This is a genomic window from Patescibacteria group bacterium (assembly GCA_026417895.1).
Taxonomy (GTDB): domain Bacteria; phylum Patescibacteriota; class Patescibacteriia; order UBA2591; family CALHIP01; genus CALHIP01.
Genome location: JAOACJ010000018.1, coordinates 1 through 10893, shown reverse-complemented (window position 1 = coordinate 10893; position 10893 = coordinate 1). Strand labels below are relative to the sequence as shown.

Genomic DNA, 10893 nt, shown 5'->3' with positions numbered 1-10893 from the left:
GCCCCAGCAAAAATTTCTGAAGCAAAAATTATTGACGAAGAAAAGAAAATTATTGCTGTAAAAGTTAAACCCGATCAACTTTCTTTAGCTATTGGTCGGGCCGGTCAAAATGTTAGATTAGCTGCCAAATTAACCGGTTGGAATATTGAAATTGAAGAAGAAAAGGAAGAAAAAAAAGAAGCGGCAAAAGAAAAAAATGAAAGAGAGCAAAAGATCGAAAAAAGTAATGAAACATAAATTAAAATATTAAAATAAAGGTCGTAAAGATCAATTATAAAGAAAGGAGTACATTATGATGTACAACAACAATCTGTTTTATTTAGTTCCGGTTGGATCAGTTATTGCCTTGTTCTTCGCTTATCTTTTTTATCGACAGGCGATAAAACAACCATCCGGGGACGAAAAAATGATCAAAATTGCCCGAGCGGTCCAACGTGGCGCGATTGCTTATTTAAAACAACAATATAAGGTAGTAATCGTTTTCTTTATCTTTGCCGCAATCTTTTTTGCCTTTCTCGCCTTTGTCCTTAAGGTCCAGTCACCTTGGGTGCCTTTTGCTTTTTTAACCGGTGGTTTCTTTTCTGGTTTGTCTGGTTATATAGGCATGCGTGTCGCCACTGCCACGTCATCGCGGACAGCCGAAGCGGCAAAAAAATCATTAAGCTCGGCTTTAAAAATTGCCTTTCGTTCCGGGGCGGTGATGGGGTTAACAGTTGTTGGTTTAGGACTTTTAGACATTGCCTTATGGTTTATTGTTCTCCGTTTTATTTTTCATTATGACCTTCATCTTGTTACAACCACTATGCTGGCCTTTGGTATTGGTGCCTCATCTCAAGCTTTATTTGCCCGCGTTGGTGGTGGTATTTTTACCAAGGCGGCTGATGTTGGTGCAGATTTGGTTGGTAAAGTTGAAGCCGGTATTCCTGAAGATGATCCAAGAAATCCAGCCGTTATTGCTGATAATGTTGGCGATAATGTTGGCGATGTGGCTGGCATGGGCGCCGACCTCTACGAGTCTTATGTTGGTTCAATCTTGGCCACGGCTGCCTTAGGAGCAGCAGCTGGTTTAGGCCTGGCTGGTGTCGTAGCTCCAATGATGGTTGCGGTGGTTGGTATTCTTGCTTCAATTGTTGGCATTTTTCTTGTTCAAGCCAAAGAAGAGGCGTCTCAGAAGAATCTTTTAAACGCTCTTTCTCGAGGCATTAATGTCTCCTCTTGTTTGATTGTGATTTTTTCAGTTTTAATCATTCGTCTTCTTTTACCACAAAATTTTGGTATTTTCGTTTCTATCCTAACTGGTCTAATGGTCGGCATTGTGATTGGCAAATCAACAGAATATTTTACCTCGGCGAACTTTCCACCAACCAAAAAGATTGCCCAAGCTTCGAAAACTGGTCCAGCTACAGTAGTGATTGAAGGTCTTTCAACCGGCATGCTTTCGACCTTAATTCCTGTTTTAAGTATTGTAGTCGGTACCATCCTGGCCTTTGCTTTTGCTGGCGGATTTAAGGATATAAATCTAGGTCTTTATGGTATCGGCATTGCAGCAGTAGGTATGCTCTCGACTCTAGGCATTACTTTATCAACTGATGCTTATGGACCAATTGCTGATAATGCTGGTGGCAACGCTCAGATGACTGGTCAAAACCCTGAGGTAAGGAAGAGGACAGATGCACTTGATGCCTTGGGTAACACTACCGCTGCGACAGGTAAAGGTTTTGCCATTGGTTCAGCGGCTCTTACCGCTTTAGCTTTGATTGCTGCCTATATCGAAGAGGTAAAAGTTGCCTTGCTAAGAGTGGGGACAGAATTTCTAAAAGTTGGCGAAAAAATTATTCCCGTGAAAAACGCTAGTCTAATAGACTTTATGACCTATTATCAGATTCATCTTCTTTCACCGAAAGTTGTTAGTGGAGTGATGATTGGAGCGATGTTAGCTTTTTTATTTTGCGCTTTGACCTTAAAAGCCGTTGGGCGCGCGGCTGGTAAAATGGTTGAGGAGGTTCGTCGACAATGGAGAGAAATTAAAGGTATTATGACTGGTGAAAAGGATCCCGATTATGCCAATTGCGTCAAAATCGTGACCCAAGCGGCTCAGAGAGAAATGATTTTACCGTCTCTTCTAGCAATTATTATGCCAATAATTGTCGGAATAATCTTTGGCGTGGCTGGTGTCGTTGGTTTGCTTGTTGGTGCTTTGGCGGCAGGGTTTGTTTTAGCGGTAATGATGGCCAATGCTGGCGGTGCTTGGGACAATGCCAAAAAATATATCGAAGAGGGAAATTTCGGCGGTAAAGGAAGTGACAATCACAAGGCGGCAGTGATTGGCGATATGCTGGGCGATCCTTTCAAAGATACTTCAGGGCCTTCGTTAAATATCCTCATTAAGCTAATGTCCATGGTCTCGATTGTCGTTGCTGGTCTCGTTGTGGTATTTTCTTTATTGTAATAATATAAATTTTTTTATTCGCCGCCTTGGACGACCTGAGGCGGCGTTTTCTTTTTTAGAAAAATTGCTATAATTTTTTAAATTATTAACTATGGAAGTTAAAAGCCAAAAATTGCCTAAAAATACTTTAGAACTGACAATCGAACTTCAGCCAGAAGAATTTGACTTTTATTTAAAGAAAGCTGAAAGAGAAATTTCTTATCAGATTCAAGTGCCTGGTTTTCGACCCGGCAGAGCACCAGCTGATTTATTAAAAAGAGAAATTTCTGAGGCAAAAATTTATGAAAAAGCTGCCCAAATGGCTATTGAAGAGACTTACTGGCAAGTCATCAAAGAAAAGAAAATTGAACCAATTACTTTACCTAAAATTGAGATTTTAAAATTGGCCAGAAATAATCCATTTATTTATCAAGCAACTGTTGTCCTTTTACCGACAGTGAGGATTGGTGCTATTAACCAGATAAAAGTTAAAAGAAAAAAAATTTTTATTCAAGAAAAAAGCATTGAGAAACTTTTAGAGGAATTAAGACAATCCCGACGTAAAGAGACCCTGGTTGAAAGGCCAGCCCAAAGAGGTGATCGTTTAGAAATTGATTTAGAAATGTTTTTGAATAAAGTGCCAGTTGAAGGCGGACAAGGCAAAAATATCTCTTATCTCGTCGGCGATTCAGCTTATTTGCCCGGTTTAGCCGAGCAATTAATTGGTTTGAAAAGAGGCGACTCTAAAGAATTTCAACTAGATTACCCAGAAAATTTTTATGACAAAAAATTAGCCGGGAAAAGTATTGATTTCAGGGTCAAAGTTAATGCTGTTTATCAAATCGAGTTACCAAATCTTGATGATCGTTTTGCCCAAAGCCTTGGTCATTTTAAAAATTTAGATGAGTTAAGAAGACAAATGCAAGCTAATTTAGAAGAAGAGGCAAAAATAAAAGAAGAAGAGAGAATTGAATTAGAAATTTTAGATAAGTTAATTAATCTTTCTGATTTTGAAGAAATTCCAGAGCTACTTTTAGCCGAAGAGAAAGAAAAAATGCTCTTTGAATTAGAGCAGAGTTTAGAAAAAATGAATTTAAAAATCAATGATTATCTCCTTCATCTCAAAAAAACTAAAGAAGAATTGAAAAAAGAATTTACACCTCAAGCGGAAAAAAGAGTCAAAACAGCTTTGTTGATTAGGAAAATTGCTCAGGAAAATAATTTTTCAATTAGTGAAGAAGAACTCGACCAAGAAGTTAATCGATTACGTCGTTATTATCAATATGATAGCGAGATGCAGAAAGATCTTAACACCGATGAATATCGATCTTATTTAAGAAATTTGATTTTAAATCGAAAAGTCATTGATTGGTTGAAAAAACAGGTAACTATTGAAAATTAAAAATTTTATGAAGATTGCTATTATCTCTGATACTCATGACAATGTTCCTAATTTGGAAAAAACCTTGGCTTGGCTTAAGTCTCAGGGTGTTTCTTTAATCGTTCATTGTGGCGATCTTTGTGCTCCAGCGATGCTAAATAAAGTTTTGATTCCAAATTTTTCTGGACAGATTCATCTGGTTTATGGTAATGTTAGTGACCGCGAGTCATTAAAAGAAAATGTCAAAGAATTTAAAAACGTGAACTTACATGGAGATTTTGGCAAATTGAAAATAGATGGTAAAAAAATTGCTTTTGTCCATCAGCAAGAAGAGGCAGAAAAAATAGCCAAAACTCAAAAATATGACCTAGTCTTTTATGGTCATAGCCATAAACCTTGGGAAAAAAAGATTGGTCAAACAAGATTGGTCAACCCCGGTAATTTAGCCGGGATGTTTTATAAAGCCACCTTCGCTGTTTATGATACTGAAACTGATAAATTAGAATTAAAAATTTTAGAAAGGTTATAAAATAATTTATCGCATATTTGTAAAAATTCTTAATTCGTAAGAGTCTATGAATATTCTCTACGCTCTTTCTGGTCACGGTTTTGGTCATGCCATTCGAAGCAAAACCGTCATTGAATATTTAAGAAGAAGAAATCATTTGGTCAAAATTATCACTTACAGTCAAGGTTTAAAATTAATGAAGAAATGGTTTCCCATGGACACCATTGAAATGAAGGGCTATCGTCTTTCTTATTTAACTGATCGAGTTTTCGGTTTAGGAATCACTTTTAATTTTTTTAAAAATTTACCCTTATTTATTGGCAAAAACTTTCCCCTTTTAAGACGAGTTGTGAAAAATTTTCAAATTCAATTGATTATTAATGATTTTGAACCTTTCTCTCGCTGGTTTGCTCGAGCGACCAACTTGCCTTTAATTACTGTTGATAATCAATTAACAACTCAGCTTTGCCGTATTGATTTTCCTTTTAAATATTTTTCAGAATTTGTAGGCATTCGAACCCTAGAATTTCTCTATCCTTTGGGCGACTATCGTTTTGTTACTTCTTTTAATCCACTTCTCACGCCAGTCAAAAAGATATTTTGTCCTAATACTTTTGTTGTTCCGCCAATTTTACGAAAAGAAATTTTTGAACTTCAGCCACGAAGGGAAAATTTTATTTTGGTTTATCAAACTGTTCCTCTTTATAAGAAAAAATTATTTACAGTCTTTCGAAACTTTCCTCAAGAAAAATTTATTTGTTATAATCTTGGCTCACCCTCACAGACAAGAAATATTATTTTGAAAGAATTCAAAGAAAGAGAATTTTTAGATGAATTAAGTCGAGCTAAAGGAGTGATTATTAACGGTGGTTTTACTTTAATGAGCGAAGCGATCTATCTAAAAAAACCAATCCTTTCCCTTCCTATCAAAGGCGATTTTGAACAAATAGTCAACGGAATTTTGTTGGAAAAAAGTGGCTACGGACTTTTTTCACAGAAAATAGATGGAAAGGTTTTAAAAAATTTTTTAAATAATCTTCCAGTTTTTGAAGATAAATTAAGAAAATATGAACAGAAAAAAAATATTATTTTTGAGAGAAAATTAGAACGGGTTTTAAAAAAAATTGAGTTAGAAATTTGACAAATTTTAAAAATAATTTAAAATTAAAAAAATTGATTTTGCAATTCGTACTTTAAATTTTTAAGATATAGCGGGAGTAGTTCAGTGGTAGAACGTCTCCTTGCCAAGGAGAAGATCGCGGGTTCGAGTCCCGTCTCCCGCTCCAGGCTGGCGTGGCGGAATGGTATACGCGTTGGACTTAAAATCCAATGGAGTTTTACTCCGTGTGGGTTCGACTCCCACCGCCAGCAATTTTAACTGTGGATAACTTTATTGACCTTTGTTGTAAACAGTTTATTCTTAGTAATAAGATGTTGGGTAATTTAAGAAATGATTTCGGTTTCTTTTTTGCTTCAGGCCGATCCGGCTGAGAGTTTTGATTTTTAGAGTGTAAAAAAACCGGAATCGGCCTAAATAAAAAGAAGCCGATTTTTTATTTTTTCGTCAAAATTTTCAAACGCAGAAAATTTTGTTACGAAAAAATAACCCCACACCAATCTTTAAAACAAAACAGATATTTTACGAAAAGTTGGGCCGTCAGGCGATGTCCCATGAAACTGCATTATTATTTTCCATAAAACTTTCTTTGAGATTTGGTGTGTGGGTATTCCTTTGATATTCGCAAAATTGATGACAGGATCCTGTCATTGTTGAAAAATTATATGGAGGTCAATATGAATAAAAAAACAAAAAAAGAAAAAAACCAAACTCAAGAAAAGGATCAAAACATTCGACCTCGGCAAGGTCTATTGTTTCAACAACAGTTGAGGCCTCGGCCGGAAATTGAGAAAATAAAACCCCGGTCTTGGCCGGGAATTTAAAAAAAGAGGGGCGGGGAAAAATAAACGAATAAACATTCATCCCCGCCTTTTTTATTCTAGACTATTTTTAATTTTTAATGAAACCGAAAATGAATAACATCACCATCTTGGACGAGATAATCCTTTCCTTCAATTCTCATCAAACCCTTCTCTCGAGCTAAATGTTCAGAGCCAACCTTGACTAAATCTTGCCAGTTAATAACTTCGGCTTTGATAAAACCTTTAGCAAAATCAGTGTGAATCTTACCAGCTGCTTCTGGTGCTTTTGTTCCTTTTTCAATTGTCCAGGCTTGTAAGATTTGATTTTGACAAGTAAAGAAAGTAATTAAATTTAAAGTTTGGTAAGCAGCGACAATTAAATTATCCAGTTGAGAACGTTTTAATCCATAGCTGGCTAGATATTCTTTTTCTTCTTCAGGGGAAAGTTCAGCTAATTCAGCTTCCAATTTAGCACAAATTGGTATTGCTTGGCCTAAACCAAACTTTGTTTCACTAATATCTTCTTCAGAGATATTTAAAACATAAATGACTGGTTTGATTGTCAACAGATTTAAGTCTTGAATTTCTTCTTTTTCTTCTGGAGTTAAATTTAGATTTCTCGTTGCTACTCCTTTTACTAGACCTTCTTTTATTTTTTCTAAAATTTCTAATTCTTTCATCGCCTTCTTTTCGCCAGACCTTGCTTCTTTTTTTATTTTTTCTAATCTTTTTTCTAAAGTGGCTAAATCAGCCATCATCAATTCCAAATCAATCACCTCTAAATCAGATTTTGGATTAATCTCACCGCTTGGATGGGGAACGTTTTTTGATTCGAAAGAGCGCAACAAATGACAAATTAAGTCAACCTCACGGATCTTGGCCAAAAATTGATTGCCTAATCCTTCACCTTTATGGGCACCCTTGACTAAACCAGCAATATCAATAAATTCAATGTGAGTAGGAATAATTTCTTTCGGCTTTAAAACTTCGGCTAATTTTTCCAATCTTTCGTCCGGCACTTTAACTACCCCAACGTTTTCCTTAATAGTCGTAAAAGGATAATTAGCAATTTCAACCTGTTTTTTTGTTAAAGCTTTAAATAGTGTTGATTTGCCAACATTAGGCAAGCCGACAATGCCGACAGAAAAACCCATAGAATTAGAATAAAGTTTAAAAAATAAAATCTGAGATTATTTTAACAAAAAGAATCTTCTTTGCCAAATCAAATTTTTTTGGTATAATATAAAATGAGCTTTTTAACTCAAGAGAAATGAAAAAGGTTTGGCAAAAATTTGTTTTCTTTGCCAGAAATAATATTTTTTACTATGAAAAAGAAGCGTTTGCCAAAAAGTTGGCGCAAGTTTATTCGTCGGGAAAAGGCCCGAATTCGTCGGGAGGTTTTAGATTTAACCGAACAGGAAAAATTAATCAATGAACTTTATGAAAAATTTGGTTTCAAAAAAATATCAGATTCTCGAACATCCAGCTGATTTAAAAATTAAAGTTTATGGAAAAGATTTAGCTGAATTATTAAACAATGTTTTGCAAGCTCTTAATGAAGCCACCGAGCCTAAAATTTTAGATGAAAAAATTGAAACTGAGATTGAAATTAAGTCAGAAAATTTGGAAAATCTTTTTGTTGACTTTTTGAGTGAAGTGATTTATCAAACCGATTTAAATAATGCGGCTTATTTAAAAGCAAAATTTGAAAAATTGACCGAGAAAGAATTAAAGGGGAAAATTTTTGGTCAAAAAATAAAAAGTTTTCAAACCGAAGTTAAAGCCGTCACCTGGCACGATTTAGAAATCAAAAAAGAAAACAGTTCTTTTTTTGCGACAGTTGTTTTCGATATTTAAAATTAAAGAGTATGTCGAATTTAACTAAAAAAAATTTAAAAAAAATTTCGAAATATCTTTATGAGATTCCAAAAACATTTCGAACAGATATGCACGTACCGGCGAGAATCTATCTTGATGACAAAATGCTCGATGATGTTTTTCGGGACAAATCTTTAGAACAGTTGGTAAATACCGCCACCCTCCCGGGTGTGATAAAATATGTGATGGCGATGCCCGACGTCCATGAGGGTTACGGTTTTCCTATTGGCGGTGTGGCGGCTATGGATTTAAAAACTGGCGTCATTTCACCAGGTGGTGTTGGCTATGATATAAACTGTGGAACGAGATTATTAATTTCCGACTTAACCGAAGAAGAAATTAAACCTTATTTAGAAAAAATAGCCACTGAATTAAATCAGGCCATCCCTTCTGGTGTCGGTTCAACTGGTCGAGTGAAACTTGATAAGACAGCCATGGATAGAGTTCTTTCGCGAGGGGCAGAAAGAGTGGTTGAACAAGGTTATGGCGAAAAAGAGGACCTAGAAAGATGTGAATCTTACGGTCTCATTAAAGGAGCTGATCCGACAAAAGTTTCAGAAAAAGCCAAAGCTCGTGGTCGAGATCAATTAGGAACACTTGGCTCAGGGAATCATTTTTTAGAAATTCAAAGAGTGGCAGAAATTTTTAACGAAGAGATAGCTAGAACTTTTGGTCTATTTCTGAATCAAATTACCCTTCTTATTCACACTGGTTCCCGCGGCCTTGGTCATCAGGTCTGTACAGATTACGTCCATTTGATGACAAGATCTTTATTAAAATATAATCTTAAATTACCTGATCGAGAATTGGCTTGTGCTCCATTTAATTCACCAGAAGGTCAGTCTTATTTTGCAGCGATGGCGAGTGCGGCTAATTTTGCTTGGGCAAATCGTCAAGTCATTACTCATCTTGTTCGTCAGGTTTGGCAAAAATTTTTTAATCAATCAATTAAAGTTTTATATGACGTCGCTCATAATATTGGCAAAATTGAAGAACATGAAGTAGATGGTCAGAAAATAAAATTGATTGTCCATCGCAAAGGTGCGACCCGTGCTTTTCCACCCCACCATCCTGAACTACCAGCAATCTATCAGGCCGTTGGCCAACCAGTTTTGATTCCTGGTTCAATGGGAACAGCCAGCTATCTTTTAGTTGGCACGACTGAGGCCAAAGATAGTTTTTACTCTGTCAATCATGGCGCTGGTCGAACGATGAGCCGGGCGGCAGCGAAGAGAAAAATTTGGGGTGAAGACTTAATTAAAGAAATGGCTAAACGTGGTATCATTGTCAAATGTGGTTCGCCAGCTGGTTTGGCTGAAGAAGCACCAGAAGCCTATAAAGATATTGACCAAGTCGTTAACATTGTTCATGGCGCTGATTTGGCGAAAAAAGTTGCCAGAGTTGTGCCTTTGGCAGTCATTAAAGGCGAATAAAGAAAAATAAAAATAAATAAAAAAATAAATTCTATGGCCGAAGAAAAACAAATTGGTAAAATCACCCATTATTTTGGCAAAATTTCTGTAGGTGTCATTGAGTTGTCTGACGAACTTAAGGTTGGTGAGACGATTAAAATTGTTGGTCATGGAAGAGAGTTTACTCAAAAAGTAGAGTCAATGCAGATTGAACATCAAAATGTTGAAAAAGCTGGCAAAGGCGAGTCTGTTGGTTTGAAGGTTGATCAACCCGTCAAGGAAGGAGATGTTGTTTATAAAGTAACTGAGTAAATTCTATTTTCTTAATTCTAGATCATTCTGGATTCTATTAGTATTTGTTATGGACGAAAAAATTACCCTGAAATCTAAACAAAAATTGATGATTATTGGCTTACTCATTACTCTAGTTAACCCAATTTTTGCCGGTCTAATTTATGGTTTATTTCTTTCTTCAGAGCCAGAACTAAAAAAAGAAGGCAAACTTATTATTCTTTTATCTTTACTTTGGGGAGGCGTTTCTTTTATTTTAGCCCGTCGATTTTTCTCGGCTTTTTGAAATCTACCTCCGCGTCTTATTTTTTATAACGATCGTTATAATTATTAAGACGGAGGGGGCAACGAGGTTTGATATCTCTATAATAAAATTTTTAAGCAATTTTTAATTTTCTCCGGCATTATGAAAACAAAAGCGGTGGTGCTTTTTTCAGGTGGCCTGGATAGTCAATTGGTCGTCAAAATTTTAAAAGAGCAAAAAATTAAACTTATAGCTCTTTATTTTATTTTGCCATTCTATCCAAATTATTTAAAAGAAAAAAAAGAAGTCTTTAATTTTGCCCATCGAGAGAAAATTGCTCTGAAATATATTGATTGTACAAAAGGGAAACTCTTTCAAGAATATTTTGCCATCGTTAAAAAACCAAAATTTGGTTATGGTAGTGGACTTAACCCCTGTATAGATTGTCGAATTTTTATGTTAAAAAAAGCAAAAGAATTGATGAAGAAATTAAAAGCCGATCTCATTGCTACTGGCGAAGTTTTGGGCGAGCGGCCGATGAGTCAAAATTTAAGAGCCTTAAAATGGATTGAAGAAGAGACTGATTTAGTAAATAAAATTTTACGACCTCTTTCAGCGAAACTTTTGCCTGAAACGGAGGCAGAGAGAAAAAAGTTAGTTGATCGAGAAAAATTTTATGCTTTTTCTGGTCGTCGACGAGTGTCACAAATAGAATTGGCTAAAAAATATAATTTAAAAAATTATCCCGCACCGGCTGGCGGTTGTCTTTTATGCGATCGAGAATTTGCAAAAAGACTGAAAACGATGCTTGAAAATTTTGGTAATTTAGAT

12 protein-coding genes and 2 tRNA genes are annotated in these 10893 nt (G+C 35.7%); 13 read left to right on the top strand and 1 reads right to left on the bottom strand.

Annotated features, from left to right (window positions below; all coding sequences use genetic code 11):
* The 7 genes from N2259_03505 to N2259_03475 all read left to right on the top strand — a co-directional run.
* Positions 1–237, top strand: a 237-nt coding sequence (locus N2259_03505; GenBank protein ID MCX7779274.1) for a transcription termination/antitermination protein NusA, incomplete at its 5' end; no start/stop codon positions are given.
* Positions 238–295: 58 nt separating this feature from the next.
* Positions 296–2449, top strand: a complete 2154-nt coding sequence (locus tag N2259_03500) for a sodium-translocating pyrophosphatase (protein MCX7779273.1) — start codon at positions 296–298, stop codon at positions 2447–2449.
* A gap of 91 nt (positions 2450–2540) precedes the next feature.
* Entirely contained in the window at positions 2541–3830 is a 1290-nt protein-coding gene (gene tig, locus N2259_03495) for a trigger factor (protein ID MCX7779272.1), read from the top strand.
* A gap of 7 nt (positions 3831–3837) precedes the next feature.
* The gene (locus N2259_03490) at positions 3838–4338 is read left to right on the top strand and encodes a metallophosphoesterase (protein MCX7779271.1); all 501 of its coding nucleotides are present in this window, start codon (positions 3838–3840) and stop codon (positions 4336–4338) included.
* A gap of 46 nt (positions 4339–4384) precedes the next feature.
* Entirely contained in the window at positions 4385–5458 is a 1074-nt protein-coding gene (locus tag N2259_03485) for a hypothetical protein (GenBank protein ID MCX7779270.1), read from the top strand.
* Between the two features lie 70 nt (positions 5459–5528).
* Positions 5529–5603, top strand: a tRNA-Gly gene (locus tag N2259_03480).
* A gap of 1 nt (position 5604) precedes the next feature.
* A tRNA-Leu gene (locus N2259_03475) sits at positions 5605–5688 on the top strand.
* Positions 5689–6332: 644 nt separating this feature from the next.
* Here the strand turns inward: N2259_03475 and ychF are convergent.
* Positions 6333–7391 carry a redox-regulated ATPase YchF gene (gene ychF / locus N2259_03470; GenBank protein ID MCX7779269.1) on the bottom strand — a complete coding sequence of 353 codons (1059 nt, stop codon included), beginning with the start codon at positions 7389–7391 and terminating at the stop codon, positions 6333–6335.
* A gap of 171 nt (positions 7392–7562) precedes the next feature.
* On the opposite strand from ychF, the gene N2259_03465 reads away from it, so the two are divergent.
* The 6 genes from N2259_03465 to N2259_03440 form a co-directional block, all read left to right on the top strand.
* Positions 7563–7727, top strand: a complete 165-nt coding sequence (locus tag N2259_03465; GenBank protein MCX7779268.1) for a hypothetical protein — start codon at positions 7563–7565, stop codon at positions 7725–7727.
* On the top strand, positions 7678–8094 hold the full coding sequence (locus tag N2259_03460) for an archease (protein MCX7779267.1): 417 nt from the start codon (positions 7678–7680) through the stop codon (positions 8092–8094). The genes N2259_03465 and N2259_03460 overlap by 50 nt, the downstream gene beginning before the upstream one ends.
* Positions 8095–8105: 11 nt before the next feature.
* Positions 8106–9548 (top strand): RtcB family protein, encoded by a 1443-nt coding sequence (locus tag N2259_03455; protein ID MCX7779266.1) that lies wholly within the window; start codon positions 8106–8108, stop codon positions 9546–9548.
* Between the two features lie 33 nt (positions 9549–9581).
* Positions 9582–9839: a hypothetical protein gene (locus N2259_03450; protein MCX7779265.1), complete on the top strand. Its 258-nt coding sequence runs from the start codon at positions 9582–9584 to the stop codon at positions 9837–9839.
* A gap of 49 nt (positions 9840–9888) precedes the next feature.
* Entirely contained in the window at positions 9889–10104 is a 216-nt protein-coding gene (locus N2259_03445) for a hypothetical protein (GenBank protein ID MCX7779264.1), read from the top strand.
* Positions 10105–10224: 120 nt separating this feature from the next.
* Positions 10225–10893: hypothetical protein (locus N2259_03440; GenBank protein MCX7779263.1), on the top strand; the 669-nt coding region annotated here is incomplete at its 3' end.

What these genes read in the sequence shown, in the direction of transcription:
- N2259_03485 (MCX7779270.1), top strand. Translation starts at nt 4,385, where the DNA reads ATGAATATTCTCTACGCTCTTTCTGGTCACGGTTTTGGTCATGCCATT.
- N2259_03445 (MCX7779264.1), top strand. Translation starts at nt 9,889, where the DNA reads ATGGACGAAAAAATTACCCTGAAATCTAAACAAAAATTGATGATTATT.
- N2259_03460 (MCX7779267.1), top strand. Translation starts at nt 7,678, where the DNA reads ATGAAAAATTTGGTTTCAAAAAAATATCAGATTCTCGAACATCCAGCT.
- tig (MCX7779272.1), top strand. Translation starts at nt 2,541, where the DNA reads ATGGAAGTTAAAAGCCAAAAATTGCCTAAAAATACTTTAGAACTGACA.
- N2259_03455 (MCX7779266.1), top strand. Translation starts at nt 8,106, where the DNA reads ATGTCGAATTTAACTAAAAAAAATTTAAAAAAAATTTCGAAATATCTT.
- ychF (MCX7779269.1), bottom strand. Translation starts at nt 7,391, where the DNA reads ATGGGTTTTTCTGTCGGCATTGTCGGCTTGCCTAATGTTGGCAAATCA.
- N2259_03500 (MCX7779273.1), top strand. Translation starts at nt 296, where the DNA reads ATGTACAACAACAATCTGTTTTATTTAGTTCCGGTTGGATCAGTTATT.
- N2259_03450 (MCX7779265.1), top strand. Translation starts at nt 9,582, where the DNA reads ATGGCCGAAGAAAAACAAATTGGTAAAATCACCCATTATTTTGGCAAA.
- N2259_03465 (MCX7779268.1), top strand. Translation starts at nt 7,563, where the DNA reads ATGAAAAAGAAGCGTTTGCCAAAAAGTTGGCGCAAGTTTATTCGTCGG.
- N2259_03490 (MCX7779271.1), top strand. Translation starts at nt 3,838, where the DNA reads ATGAAGATTGCTATTATCTCTGATACTCATGACAATGTTCCTAATTTG.